This window comes from Psychroserpens sp. SPM9 (genome assembly GCF_025153525.1).
GTDB lineage: Bacteria > Bacteroidota > Bacteroidia > Flavobacteriales > Flavobacteriaceae > Psychroserpens.
Map to the genome: position 1 here is coordinate 58,476 of NZ_JANZNR010000007.1, position 14,690 is coordinate 73,165.

Annotated in this window: 10 protein-coding genes and 1 other RNA gene; 7 read left to right on the forward strand and 4 right to left on the reverse strand. The window is 36.4% G+C overall.

Features of this window, described 5'->3' with window-relative positions; translation table 11 throughout:
• The first annotated feature begins 72 nt into the window (after positions 1 to 72).
• Both N4270_RS14015 and N4270_RS14020 read left to right on the forward strand, forming a co-directional pair.
• Entirely contained in the window at positions 73 to 705 is a 633-nt protein-coding gene (locus N4270_RS14015; protein WP_260097972.1) for a hypothetical protein, read from the forward strand.
• 155 nt (positions 706 to 860) lie between these two features.
• Positions 861 to 3,152 (forward strand): T9SS type B sorting domain-containing protein, encoded by a 2,292-nt coding sequence (locus N4270_RS14020; protein WP_260097973.1) that lies wholly within the window; start codon positions 861 to 863, stop codon positions 3,150 to 3,152.
• A gap of 34 nt (positions 3,153 to 3,186) precedes the next feature.
• Here N4270_RS14020 and N4270_RS14025 read toward each other — a convergent pair whose 3' ends face one another.
• Positions 3,187 to 4,392 (reverse strand): NAD(P)-dependent oxidoreductase, encoded by a 1,206-nt coding sequence (locus N4270_RS14025; protein ID WP_260097974.1) that lies wholly within the window; start codon positions 4,390 to 4,392, stop codon positions 3,187 to 3,189.
• A gap of 529 nt (positions 4,393 to 4,921) precedes the next feature.
• Here N4270_RS14025 and ssrA point away from each other — a divergent pair.
• Positions 4,922 to 5,317, forward strand: a transfer-messenger RNA (tmRNA) gene (gene ssrA / locus N4270_RS14030).
• Positions 5,318 to 5,423: 106 nt separating this feature from the next.
• Here the strand turns inward: ssrA and N4270_RS17200 are convergent.
• A complete protein-coding gene (locus tag N4270_RS17200) occupies positions 5,424 to 6,035 on the reverse strand; it encodes a DMT family transporter (protein WP_260098181.1) in 612 nt (203 codons plus the stop codon).
• Between the two features lie 122 nt (positions 6,036 to 6,157).
• On the opposite strand from N4270_RS17200, the gene glgA reads away from it, so the two are divergent.
• Both glgA and N4270_RS14045 read left to right on the forward strand, forming a co-directional pair.
• Entirely contained in the window at positions 6,158 to 7,360 is a 1,203-nt protein-coding gene (gene glgA, locus N4270_RS14040; RefSeq protein ID WP_260097975.1) for a glycogen synthase, read from the forward strand.
• 5 nt (positions 7,361 to 7,365) lie between these two features.
• Positions 7,366 to 8,631 carry a glucose-1-phosphate adenylyltransferase gene (locus tag N4270_RS14045; RefSeq protein WP_260097976.1) on the forward strand — a complete coding sequence of 422 codons (1,266 nt, stop codon included), beginning with the start codon at positions 7,366 to 7,368 and terminating at the stop codon, positions 8,629 to 8,631.
• Between the two features lie 6 nt (positions 8,632 to 8,637).
• On the opposite strand, the gene N4270_RS14050 is transcribed toward N4270_RS14045, so the two are convergent.
• Complete coding sequence (locus tag N4270_RS14050; RefSeq protein ID WP_260097977.1) at positions 8,638 to 10,947, reverse strand: transglycosylase domain-containing protein; 2,310 nt, start codon at positions 10,945 to 10,947, stop codon at positions 8,638 to 8,640.
• A 217-nt stretch (positions 10,948 to 11,164) separates the two neighbouring features.
• Between N4270_RS14050 and msrB the strand changes: the two genes are divergently transcribed.
• Entirely contained in the window at positions 11,165 to 11,626 is a 462-nt protein-coding gene (msrB, locus tag N4270_RS14055; protein WP_260097978.1) for a peptide-methionine (R)-S-oxide reductase MsrB, read from the forward strand.
• On the forward strand, positions 11,626 to 12,171 hold the full coding sequence (gene msrA, locus N4270_RS14060) for a peptide-methionine (S)-S-oxide reductase MsrA (RefSeq protein WP_260097979.1): 546 nt from the start codon (positions 11,626 to 11,628) through the stop codon (positions 12,169 to 12,171). The genes msrB and msrA overlap by 1 nt, the downstream gene beginning before the upstream one ends.
• Before the next feature lie 55 nt (positions 12,172 to 12,226).
• On the opposite strand, the gene N4270_RS14065 is transcribed toward msrA, so the two are convergent.
• Positions 12,227 to 14,608 carry a protein-disulfide reductase DsbD gene (locus tag N4270_RS14065; protein WP_260097980.1) on the reverse strand — a complete coding sequence of 794 codons (2,382 nt, stop codon included), beginning with the start codon at positions 14,606 to 14,608 and terminating at the stop codon, positions 12,227 to 12,229.
• Positions 14,609 to 14,690: the final 82 nt, after the last annotated feature.

Genomic DNA, 14,690 nt, shown 5'->3' on the forward strand with positions numbered 1-14,690 from the left:
ATGAAATATTACAGCCTTATACTCTTGTGTTTCTTATCTTGTTTAGCGTGTAAAAAACAAGATCGTCGAAAAGTGGTCGACGACACAAAAACTAGCACTGAAGCACTCAGTGAACAAAAAACGGTAGCAATTGCAGACTTACCAATTCTCATCGATAGCACTTCAATTATCATTCATCCAATTGGGAACTATATCAAATCTAAAAACAGGTCTGATTATTTTAAATCCAGCAGTTATGAGTCTGATAGCTTTTCAACTGTAAATCATACAAGAAATCAAATCCGTGGATTGATGTCTAATATCAAATTTCAGCATATAGATTCAAATGCGCTAAAACCTCTAACAGACAAAAAGATCTGTATTAGTTCTATGAATTTCCTACGTGAAGTCTTCGAAGCAACAGCACAGGGTTATTTTCTTTACCTTGTTTATGACAAAGACACGAATGTAGATGGCGTTCTTAATTACAAAGATTTAGAGTCCCTTTATATGAGTAATTTAGACGGAACTGCTTTTAGAAAATTGTCGCCCGACAATCAAGATTTAAAGCAATGGAAAATTATTATTGAAGCCAAAAAACTCTATTTTAAGAGCATTGAAGACAGTGATAAAAATGGTGAGTTTGACAACAAAGATACCCTCCATTATTTCTATTTAGATTTAAACGCAATCAATTCTCAAGTTACTGAATACTACCCTATTTAGGTTTTAATTTGTTATTAAACGAATTTAAAATACAAGCGTCTAAGATGTAGGAATGTTTCTATATTTATTGCTATATTGACCCTAACATGGATAGGACATTAAAGACTAACAAAGTATTACAGCTCTGTTGTATTTTGCTATTGACTCTTATGCCTTTGGAATGCTTACAAGCTCAAAAGGAAAGAAATCAATGGTATTTTGGCTTGCTCTCAGGTATGAAATACGACGGTAGCAACTACAGCAGTTTGGATGACAATTCCATCGAAAGGCAAATCGCTTTTGGAATGATTGAAGGTCCAGATAATATTATCTGTGCCAATGACGAAGATGGAAACCTCATGTTCTATTCTGATGGTCGAATTTTCAGAAATAAACTACATCAAAATTTACTTAACTCTCCAACAGATGAATATGCCGTTCGTGAATCGCAGGCTGCAGTAGCTCGTGATCCTGGCAATCCTAATAGATACTATGTCTTTGTAACCATTTATGATGGTATTAGACAAAAATTAAGCTACTCTGTGGTAGACATGTCACTCGATGATGGTTTAGGCGGATTAGTTCCAGACAAAAAACATATATTATTAACAAGCAGAGTTGGTCAACACATGGTCACTGCCAGGCATGCAAATGGTAGAGATATATGGTTAATTGTGATACGCGAAGGCACTTATCTTTCTTATTTAATTACAGAAAACGGTATCTCAAATACACCAGTAACATCTAATGAAGGCATCAGTTTTTTTGATGGTAATGCCACACAATTTGGAGTGATGGAAATATCGCCTGATAACAAACTCATTGCTGCAGGGTTTCCTGTTCTTAAAAAATTATTTATTCTGACATTTAATGACTTAACCGGCAAGTTGGATTTGATTTATGAAGAAGAAGAAACCGAATTAACTATTGATGACGGGGCTTTTACCAGTGTGGAATTTGCGCCTAATAGTAAAGTCCTTTATACTACGTATTTATTTGATGGGATACAACAGTACGATTTATCTGATTTAGATAATATTCCACCAAGAATAGACATTACTACAACACCTTCGCATTACCCTTATTTAAAACGCGGTCCAGACGGCCAGGTGTTTAGTGTCGAGACTAGAAAACCTTATATTGGTGCGATTCAAAATCCGAATGTGATTGGTGATGGCTGTAATTATAATCCCAATGTGCTAAGTCTGAGTGGTTCGACACTTTTAGATTTACCAACATTTCTATTGCCTAAATATCCAGAAGGCATTTCGTTTATCAATATCTGTGAAGGAGAAACCACAGAGTTAACCTGTAGCGTTTCTATTGGACGGCCTTTGTACCATTGGGATTTAGGCGATGGAACCACTGCATCTGAGGAACATGTTTCACATACCTATGCAGCTCCTGGAACCTACACGGTTTCGGTGGTGGTGACCGATCTCTATTCTGGGGATTTACTCTATACAGAAACCAAAGAGATTACTATATATGCGACACCCAACATTACTGAATTGGATGATATATATGCCTGTTTTGAAGAAGACACTACAATTTTCTTTTCAGATTATAACGAAGATATCCTCAATGGTTTAGATCCAAATATCTATTCTGTTTCTTATTATTTTACTGAAACTGACGCCTTATTAAAAGACAATAAAGTGATAGAGTACATACCTGAATTAGGTTCGAAAACCGTATGGGCCCGATTAGAAAACTCATTAAACACAACCTGTTACGATATTGCTCATTTTGATATCGTTACCCCAGAATTTATAACAATCGATTTGCCTTCAGATTATTATATATGTGATGACAGAACCACAATTACTCTAAATGCGCCTGATGGTTTTACAAGTTATGAATGGTCTACAGGAGAAACCACGCAAAGCATTACCGTAAACACTATAGGTGATTACGTTTTGTATGTTGTTAAAGATTTTGGTGATTTTACTTGCGAATCGCAAACAGTTATTTCAGTAAAAATACCCGATCCGCCTCCTATTATTCAAGAAGTAAACGTTATCGATTGGAGCCAAGACCACAACTCAATTGAAATTATTCTTGAGGAAGAAGGAGCTTATGAATACTCTGTAGATGGTATCAATTATCAAAGTTCGCCTCAGTTTTTTAATTTACCATTGGCTGATTATATCGCTTATGTAAGAGAGGTAAATTGTTTAGAAGAAGTGAGTAGCGACCCATTATTTCTTCTCTATTACAATAAGTTTTTCACCCCTAACAATGATGGTTATAATGACTATTGGCAAATTATTAATTCGCGACAAGACGAAGCCATTGAAGTTTATATTTTTAATCGCTACGGAAAACAACTGGCACAACTAAAGTCTACCGACAAAGGATGGGATGGCACTTATAATGGTGTGCCTTTACCTAAATCAGATTATTGGTTTAAAGTTGTACGATCTAATGGTAAAATTCATCATGGCCATTTTACGTTGAAGCGATAGCCTACACAAATGATTTAAATGAAGTACTTACTTACTACTCACCATCGACATAGTCTTGAAGGTATTTAAAACGTGCTGTTAATTGACCATCAGCCGTTGTGATTTTAGCACGTTTTAAGATGCCGCGTTCGTCACCATTAAAAAATGCTGGAATGACATGTTCTAAAAACATATCGCCAAAACCTTCACTGGCATCTTTTGGTAATTCGCAAGGCAAATTATCGACAGCCATAACAGTTATTGCATCTTTGGCATCAAAAGCGACTTCGCTTTCGGTTTGCGGATCGTAGCCATAAAACGGATCTGCAATTGTAGATGGCTTTATCGTACTAGCCACAGGACCATCAATATCACAGGAAACATCTGCCACCAAATTGATTCTAAAATCTGACTGTTTGGCATCGTTTCTTGTAAACAAATAAGGAGCATTATTGCCATAGAAATGGCCTGCTATAAAATAATCGGTTTCTTTGGCATAAGGCATAAAATTGCTCTCATAACCTGAAGGGTCTTTGTAAAACTCCCACTTATCACCTACTTTACCATCTTTACGTTTGGCGTATTCCATGACATCTGCCATGACATAAACAGGCTCGGTAAATTGCGATGTGAGATACAAGGCATCACTAACTTCTTTAATCTTTAAATGGTCTAAAATTTCTTTAGCACCATAGGCCACTTTTCCTGTTCCGGTGAGAAGTATTTTGATATTTGGTAATTTGATTTTATCTAATTCGGCCTTAACAGCGTCTAAATCGGCGAGCGTTTCTACCTTAGGCAATTCAAACAATTGGTCTCTTAAACCCAAAGCTCTAAATCCGTTATAAGCACCAACCAAACCAGCGTAGCGTCCAAAACCTATCAATCTTGCTCCGCTTTGCTTAACTATGGTTTCGTGATCGTACATTTCGATATGCTTATCAAGCATGTCTAGTAACAACTTCCGGTTATAAGGTTGTTTTTTTATGGTATGTGAAAAGAAAAAATATTTTTTATTCGGAATTAAATGGTCCAAAGGCACTTCTTTTACACCAATCATCACCTCGCAATCTGACACATCGTTAGTTACTGTAAAGCCTTGTGCTCTATAGGCATCGTCTGAAAACACGCGAATATCTGAAGACTCCACAACAAACTCGGCTTGTGGAAACAGAGCTCTTGCTTCGGCTAATTTTTCGGGAGAAAAAACCACACGTCGATCTGGCGGATTTTTACGTTCTTTTATGATGGCGAATTTCATATATTTATAATCATCTATTATTAAAAATGAAAAAAGGTATTATACTTCTAATTTACGGAACAATTGCTTGTGTTTCGTCAATTTTATTTTTCGCTTTTTTATTTGAATTAATACTATCAGACGGTTACATCTCAAACGAAAATTGGATTAAAGTATTTATAATACTGGCTATTTCGGTTTGGTATATAAGCGCAACTATTCGAATAATAAACAAAATGAATTGAAACTACTGTCAATTCAAGTATGGAATACTTTTTGCACGAAAATACTATGAAATGTAGGGTTATACAAACTTTTTGATAACTTTGCACTCCTTCATTAAAGCTACGAAGCATATAAGCTTTAAGCGTTGGTGAAGTGCGTTAAGGATGGAACGGTTTGTTTGAGCTCCTCGTAGAGAGCGAGTAGTGAGAGCCTGACCTGAAAGGGAACGCTATAATAAATTACTAACAGAGATACAGATGACATCCTGAAATGTGTTTGGGATGAAATCGAGGACGTAAATTAAAATTTACTATCTCATTAGAATGGGGTCGACTGGTTTTGACAGCGAGACTCATTAAACGGTAAGCACGTCGTGTAATGACTTTGAAACACGTAAAAGGCTAGGTCAACTTTTTAAACGGCGAGAATAACTACGCTTTAGCTGCCTAATCTGAATTACAGTAAGATTAAGCCACGTCCTACTAGGTAGGAAAGCTAAATGTCTCCAGAAAGCCTTGGTTAATGGCGTTCTTAATAGAGGCATCGTAAATATTAACTTAGATGGTGTAGCGCTTTGATGCACTTTCGAGATTAAAAAGCTAAGTGTTGAGTAGGTTGTCTTTTGCCAGCTTAACATCGAAAACCTAATAATAGAATAAACGTGTAGAAAGCTCTTTAATAGCTTGTTTGGACGAGAGTTCGATTCTCTCCGACTCCACAATTAACCCTGTAAATTGATTATTTACAGGGTTTTATGTTTTTAGGTGACAACTTTTAGTCTAGACTATTAAAAAAAGCGTCAATTTTAATAAAATAACGAAACACAATCACCGCTTAACCATGAAGTTTAATAGGAGTCCGATGAGAATTAATAAAATCCCGATTAAGCTAATCATTGAATAAATTTCATCCAACCAGATGACGCCAATAATCATTGTAAAAATGACTTCAATATACTTTAAAGGCGCGACTTGATTAACTTCTCCAATCTGGAAGGCTTTAGTCATATAATATTGACCAAAGTAACCAAAAACACCTAAACTCAATAAAATTAGCCATTCTATACCTGAAGGGTTGGTCCATTCTGAAATGGCTAAAATCCCTCCAAAAAGCGCGGCAATTATCATAAAATAATTCACCACAACTACGGGATGATCGCTGTTGCCTATTTTTCTGATGATAATAAAAACCAGTCCTGTAAAAAATGCGGATAGCAGTGCATAGAGTAATCCTAATCCGTTAAGATTTGAATCAAAACCTTTTAAAATAAGTACGCCTGAAAACGCTATGATAAAGCAAATCCACTGTAAGTATTTCACCTTTTCTTTAAGCAATATTAGAGCAAATAAAGCCGCAAAAATTGGTGAAATATACCGAATAGAAACTGCAGGCCCCATTGATAAGTGTTTTAAAGAAGTTAAATAATTTAAAAAACTTATTCTAAATTTATACCAGTTATCATTAACTTAGTAATTAGCCAATTCGTTAACCCACTCTTTACTTTTATTTAAAAGGTGATGGCATAATTACCACGAACTTAGCTCAACCAAAACCACCAAATATGAAAGTTGTTTTTTACACTAGAGAATTTCCTCCTTACGTTTACGGAGGCGCAGGTGTACATGTCGAATACTTAGCTAGTGAATTAGCAAACTTAATGGAAGTTGAAGTCCGATGCGTTGGCGATCAAGACCTCCAATCGGGACAACTAACTGTTAAAGGATTTTCGTCTGAACTTTTAGATGTATCTGATTCCAAAGAAAATTTAAAACCTATTTTTAAATTCATGGAGACCTGTATTAGAATGAATACAGGTTTATTCGATGCCGATGTGGTTCACTGTCACACCTGGTATGCCCAATTTGCTGGAATCATTTCAAAACTCTGCTACGGCACACCTTTAGTAGTTACAACACATTCGCTAGAACCACTACGTCCTTGGAAAAGAGAACAACTCGGAAAAGGTTACGATGCTTCATCATGGATTGAGAAAACAGCCATAGAAATGGCAGATGCGATTATTGCCGTTTCTGAAGAAACAAAAATTGATGTCTTAAAACATTTCAACGTTGAAAAAGACAAGATTAAAGTTATATACAATGGCATCAATCTGGACGAATACCAGGTAACTTCAGAGACTTCAGCTTTAGAGCGTTATCATTTAGACACTAGTAAACCTTATGTGCTTTTTGTTGGACGAATCACAAGGCAAAAAGGTATTATTCATTTGATAAATGCTATTAAATATATAGATAAAGACACTCAAATTGTATTGTGTGCTGGTGCACCAGATACTAAAGACATAGAACTCGAAATGCAAGAGCGTGTAGCCGAAATTCAAAAAGATCGAGATAATGTGATCTGGATTTCAGAAATGCTCAATAAGAAAGACATTATTCAGTTTTATTCTCATGCCGATGTGTTTTGTTGCCCTTCCATCTATGAACCTTTCGGTATTATAAACATTGAAGCTATGGCATGCCACACAGCGGTTGTAGCCAGTGCTGTTGGTGGTATTAAAGAAGTAGTTGTACATAACGAAACAGGCTTACTCATTCCTGTTGAGCAACAACAACAAGCCCCTTTTGAACCAGTGGATCCCGAAAAATTCTCCAAAGACTTAGCCAATGGTGTTAACAAATTAATTAGTAACTTAGACTTACGACAGTCTATGGCTAAAAAAGGACGCCAACGTGTTGAAGCCCATTTTGACTGGAAATCTATAGCGCTTCAAGTCAAAGAATTATACCAATCTGTAATATAAAAACTATGATAAATAACGATGTTTTAGCAATAATTTTAGGTGGCGGACAAGGGTCTAGGTTATATCCTTTAACAGCCGAGCGTTCGAAACCAGCAGTTCCAATTGCTGGAAAGTATAGATTGGTGGATATTCCAATTTCCAACTGTATCAATTCAGACATCAAACGCATGTTTGTTTTGACACAATTTAATTCGGCATCATTAAATCGCCACATTAAAAACACCTATCACTTTAGTTTCTTTAGTTCAGCTTTTGTCGACGTCTTAGCTGCCGAACAAACACCTGGCAATAAGACTTGGTTTCAAGGAACCGCCGATGCTGTACGACAAAGCATGCATCACTTTTTAAGACATGATTTTAAATATTTTTTAATTCTTTCTGGAGACCAATTATACCAGATGGATTATGATAAAATGATTGAGGCTCATGAAGCAAATAATGCTGAAATTTCTATTGCTACAATTCCAGTGACTGCTAAAGAAGCCACATCGTTTGGCATCTTAAAATCGGATGATGCCAATACCATTACCTCATTTATTGAAAAACCAGATAAGAGTTTACTTCCAGAATGGACTTCGGAAGTTAGTGACGATATGAAAAAACAAGGGCGTCATTATCTGGCTTCGATGGGTATTTATATTTTTAATAGGGATTTACTTACTCAACTCATGGAAAATCCTGATACGAATGACTTCGGAAAGGAAATCATTCCGCAAAGTATTGAAAAACATAAAACCTTAAGCTATCAATATGAAGGGTATTGGACAGACATTGGAAACATAGATTCCTTTTTTGAAGCGAATCTTGGGCTCACAGATGACATTCCTAAATTTGATTTATACGATAAGAAAAAGCGTATTTATACCAGAGCAAGAATGCTGCCAACGACCAAAATAGCTGGAACCACCTTAGTAAGATCAGTTATTGCTGAAGGCTGTATTGTTAGTGCTGCGAAAATCGAAAAATCGGTTATCGGGATTCGTTCACGAATAGGTAAAGAATCTACAGTTATCAATACCTATATGATGGGTTGTGATCATTACGAAACTCTCGAGGAAATTGATAAAAACAAAATTGAAGTCTTACTAGGAATAGGTGAACGCTGCTTTATAAAAAATGCCATTATTGATAAAAACTGTAGAATTGCTGATGATGTGCGAATAAATGGCGGCAAGCATTTAGAAAATACTGAAACCGATCAATATTTGATAAAAGACGGTATTGTAGTCATTAAAAAAGGGGTTACCATTCCAAAAGGATTTGTAATCTAAAATCGCTTAATTCTTTTTCTTCTTTTTTAAGAAGCTAAACAAGCCTTTTTTCTTTGTCTTTTCGTCATCTTCGGATGCCGTATCAAACTCGCGCTCTTTACGGTCTTTTTTGAAGATGCGTTTTAAAAATCCGTCGCGCTTTTCAGCCTCACAAGCCAGTGCCTTTTTAACCGCTTCTGAAGGCGCTTCAAATTTTGCCGTCGTGATGCTATTAAATTGTTTATCCTGATTTAGTTGTTTTAAAAATAAAGCCGTAATTGGCAAAGCCGAATTCGCGCCTTGACCAATTGAGGTATGACTAAATCCAATCCTATGGTCGTCATTACCAACCCAGGATAGCATAACCAGTTTTGGGCTAATTCCAACAAACCAGCCATCTTTATTATTTTGCGTCGTCCCTGTTTTTCCTGCCAAATCGTTTTGAAGTCCGTAACGTGAACGCATACGTTGAGCCGTTCCCGAATTGATTGTCGTTTTCATCATCTCAATCATGGCTTGTCGTGTTGCTTCTGAAAAAGCTTCAGGCATCGGCTTCGTTTCTGGACGCTCATAAATGACACGTCCCGATTTGTCTTCTATTTTAGTGATATAGAATGGTTTTGAAACACGTCCTTCATTAGCAAAACTTGTATAAGCGCTAATGAGTTCTAACATCGATAGTTCGGCTGTCCCAAGCGCTAATGATGGCACTTTAGGTAATTCAGAAGAAATTCCCATCTTTTGAGCTTGGTTAATTACGGTTGCAATTCCTACATCTTCAAGTACTTTAACCGCAATGGTATTAACCGATTCACTTATCGCTTTTTCAATAGAATAATTGAGATGTCTGTCGGTTTCTTCAACGCCACCATTAGTTGGTGTCCAACCGCTTTGATTGGTATAAGTAATCGCTTTAACCGGATAATAAGAGCAAGGTTCAATTCCATTTTCTAAAGCAGCGGTATACACAAAAGGCTTAAAGGTTGAGCCAACTTGTCGTTTGGAAGCGGAGACATGATCATACTTAAAATGCTCAAAATCGATACCACCAACATAAGCTTTAATGGCGCCCGAACCTGGATCGACAGCAACAAATCCAGCGTTTAAAAACTTCATCATATGCTTTAAGCTATCAATAACAGAAGCAGTTTTCACAACATCGCCTTCCCATGAAAATAACCTGAATTTCCCTTCAGTATTTAAACTATCAAGGATTTGATTATCGGTCCATTTTTTTTGTTTTAAAGTTTTGTAGAGCTCTAAATTTTTGATTCTGTTTTCAATTAAAGATGTTTGTTTTAACCAAGGTGCATTGGTGCCATAAGCCTTTTCAAATTGCTTTTGCAAAGTGGCCATATGTTCTCGCATCCCGTTTTCGGCATAGCGTTGCATAGCAATGTCGATAGTGGTATATATTTTTAAACCGTCTTTATATAAATCATAATCAAAGTCATTGCTTTTATTCAAACTATCGAGTAAATGTTTGACTTCTAAGCGTACTTTTTCACGGAAATATGGGGCAACACCTTCATTATGGTTAAATTTTCTGTAATCGGTTTCTAAAGGAATGTCACTGGTTGTTTTTCGAATATCAGCAGTGATATATCCGTTTTTTTCCATTTGTTGCAATACCACATCACGTCTTAACTGACTGCGTTCTGGGAATAATCTCGGATTGTAACCATGAGTCGCTTTTAATGTCCCTACGAGTGTTGCCGATTGCGCTAAGTCTAAATCTTTGGTTTGTATGTTGAAAAAACGTTGAGAGGCGCTTTCAATTCCGAAGACATTTTCACTAAAAGGAACCGTATTTAAATACAAAGTGATGATATCTTCTTTAGAATACAAACGCTCAAAACGCTTGGCAACAATCATCTCTTTGACTTTATTAACAGGCATAGAAAACCAGCCATAATCTTGTCTTCCATAGATGTTTTTAACCAATTGCTGACTGATGGTACTTCCGCCTCCAGAGGAATTATCCTGCATTAAAATCGATTTAAAAAACACGCGAAACAAACTGGTATAATCCACACCACTATGTTCATAAAACCGAGCATCTTCGGTGGCAACTAAAGCATCAACCAAATGTTTAGGCAAGTCTTGATACGCAACAATTTGTCTGTCGAAAATAAAATATTTGCCTAATAATTCACGATTCGCATCTAATAAAACAGTCGCTTCAGCCTGTTTGATATCTTTTAGGTCATCTTCTGAAGGTAAAGCACCCCAGAGTCCGATATACACCGAAAACCAAAATAATACAAGTGTTGCTATTCCAGCCAATATGGCTTTAAAAAGACGTTTTAGCCAAACGGACTTTAAGTTAAATGACATAAATAGATTTTAATGGTTGGTCGTATGTTATATACGAGTTAATATATTAAACGGACGTTATTTTAAGAAATTATTCCAAGGCCCTATTAATTTAACTTGTAACTTTATAGAGAATCTCTAAAAGCAGTTCAAATCTGTAAGAATACTGTTTTTGATACGACTAAAACAAAGTTAACTTTATAAGATTACTAATTAAAAAAAGAAAGGATCCACAGCTATGTTAACATGGAAAGACCTCATCAACTTTGCCGTTAATGGCAATCCTACTCCAGATCGTAGAGTTGAAAAAACGGATGCCGAATGGCGTCAGCAACTAACTCCAGAACAATTCAGAATCACACGCCAAAAAGGCACCGAACGTCCACATAGTGGCGCGTTGTGCAGCATTTATGACGAAGGCCAATACAATTGTATTTGTTGTGATACACCATTGTTTGATTCGACTATAAAATTTGAATCTGGATCAGGCTGGCCTAGTTTTACTCAGCCTATCAAACCCAATGCGATTAAATATGAAAAAGACAGTTCGTTTGGTATGGTTCGCGTAGAAGTTATGTGCAACACCTGTGATGCGCATTTAGGACATGTATTTCCAGACGGACCAGAGCCAAGTGGCTTACGTTATTGTATTAATTCTGAATCTATGCAATTAGATTCTAAAGTAGAGGAGCACAAATAATGACACATAAAACATTAGAACAATTAACCGTTGGAGCTGGATGTTTCTGGTGTATTGAAGCGGTTTACAACGAAGTGAAAGGTGTAGAAAAAGTAGTCTCAGGCTACAGTGGCGGAACCGTTCCTGGCAGACCTACTTATCGTGAAGTCTGTTCAGGTTTAACAGGACATGCCGAAGTGGTTCAAGTAACCTTTGACCCAGACATTATCTCTTACCAAGATTTACTGGTTATTTTTATGACGAGTCATGATCCTACAACATTAAACCGTCAAGGTGCTGATGTTGGAACCCAATATCGTTCGGTGATTTTTTATCATGACGATAGCCAAAAGAAAGTGGCAGATTTGGTTTTAAAGGAAATGGCTTCCTATTATGATGCTCCTATTGTTACTGAAATAAGTGAGCTAGGACCATTCTTTGAAGCTGAAGCTGCACATCAAAATTACTATGCCAATAACCAAAACCAAGGCTATTGTAGTTTTGTCATTACACCAAAATTGGCAAAACTGAGACAATTACATGCTGATAAATTAAAATCGGCTTAGTATAGAGTAAAAAAAAGGGCAAGTTTAGACTTGCCCTTTTTGTACATTTAGGTTGTTATTTCTCAAAATTATTAATGCCTTTGGTAAGCCATTCTGTATACTCTACAGCATCTGGTGTATAACCAACAGGTTCAATCAGATTATTTTCATCGTGATCCATAAGCACATAATAAGGCTGTGTATTGGTCTTGTATTTTATGGTTTGCATTTCACTCCATTTTTGACCTGTATTTCTGAGTTTTTTACCAGGTCTTAATTTAGAATCTGGAGCTTCACCTTCCGGAAATTTAATTTGCTCATCTACATAGAGAGAAATTAAAACCACATCATTTTTCAGCTTCGATAAGACTTCTGGTTTCACCCATACATTCTGTTCCATCTTACGGCAATTTACACAAGCCCAACCTGTAAAATCAATCATGACAGGTTTCCCTATTTTTTTAGCATAGGCCAGACCTTTATCATAATCATTAAAAGCTAAAATATCATGAGGTGCTAATAAATGACCACCATCTGGCAAATCGGAATGACTGGCTGCTCCTCCGCCTTTAGAATTCCCGACACCATATGGCGATTCACTATAATCTAATGGAGGCGGAAAGGCGCTTATTAAATTTAACGGCGCACCCCAAAGTCCGGGAATCATATAGATGGTAAACGTTAAAGTTAAGAGTCCAAATAACAATCTACCCACCGAAATATGTTTCAGTGGAGAATCATGCGGTAGTTGAATCTTTCCGAAGAGATATAAAGACAAGGTTCCAAAAATTGCAATCCAAATCGCAATAAATACTTCTCGTTCTAGGAAATGTAATTGCAATACTAAATCGGCTTGCGATAAAAATTTAAAGGCCAGGGCTAATTCTAAAAAGCCTAAAACAACTTTGACGGTATTGAGCCATCCTCCAGATTTTGGTAAAGAATTTAACCATCCTGGAAAGGCTGCAAATAAGGCAAAAGGTAAAGCAATAGCCGTTGAAAAACCGAGCATTCCAATAACTGGAGCGATACCACCTTTGGAAGCAGCTTCTACTAAGATAGTACCAACGATTGGTCCTGTACAAGAAAACGACACAATGGCTAATGCAAGTGCCATAAAAAATATACCTATGAGTCCGCCACGATCTGCTTGTCGATCGGCTTTGTTTGCCCAAGAATTAGGCAATACAATTTCGAAAGCACCTAAAAAGGAGATTGCAAATACGACTAATAAAGCAAAAAATATCAAGTTAAACCAAACGTTTGTAGCTAAAGCATTTAATGCATCGGCTCCAAAAATGGCCGTTATAATAGTACCTAACAATACATAAATGACGATGATGGATAAGCCATAAATAACCGCATTTCGAATACCTTTTGCTTTAGACTGACTTTGTTTAATGAAGAAACTAACCGTCATAGGAATCATTGGAAACACGCAAGGTGTTAACAAGGCTACAAAACCAGACAAAAAGGCGACAAAGAAAATAGACCATAGGCCACGAGTATCGCCTTCATCTTCAGGAACCCCTTTATCTGTAACCTGAACCGCTTTAGTTAAATCGTATTCTAGGTCTAAAAAACTAGGTGACAAACATTGCTTATCATCACAAGCCATAAATCCAACTTCAGAAGTAATGCTTTTAATATCTGGATTAGAACGCTTGATTTTTTGTCTAAATTCAGCTGAATTCTCAAAATATTTGACTTTCATTTTGAAGACTTTATCATCAACCGTGACCCCTTTTTCTTCTGCTGTTTTTCCGACGAGTGTTATACCTTCAGGGAGCTCATATTCAAAAGTGGTTGGTATAGGTCCTCCATCTGGAACGTTTTGAGAATACAGATGCCATTTGTTATCAACAGTCGCTTTTGAAACTAAATAAAATTCGGTATCTGAAATTTTTTCTACAGAAGTACTCCATTTTACGGGTTCAAGTATTTGCGACATGCCTTCGGGTGAACCAAAAGGAGACAAGCTTGAGTTTTCATCTGAAGCTTCCGTTTTTTTAAGTTGAAATACCAAATCGATATAATCTGGAGGCAGACACTTTTCATCATCACAAACCATGAATTCAACTTCGCCTTCAACGATGGATAATTCCTGATTTAAAACTTTAATACGCTGTTTAAATTGGGCTTTGTCCTCAAAGAACTTTATCACCATATCAAAAACAGGATCGTCTACTGTGTGTCCTTCATCTTCTGAAGTCTTACCGTTTAACTCATAGTCATTATTAGCTTTGTATGTAAAAGTTGTAGGAATTGGACCATTTTCAGGTACATTTTGAGAATACAAATGCCAGCCACTATCTATGGTTGCTGTTGAAATTAAATCATATTCGGTATCTGAAATTTTTTCTACGGAAGTTTCCCACTTAACCGGTTTAAAAACTTGAGCTGTTGTCGTTATAGAAAACGCTAATATACTTAGTAGCGTAATAATTAAATTCTTCATGAGAATAATTAGGTTTTGGAAGACGCTAATTTATGAAAAACTATAAGATTTATCGACAGTATTAAGATATCATTAATACCCT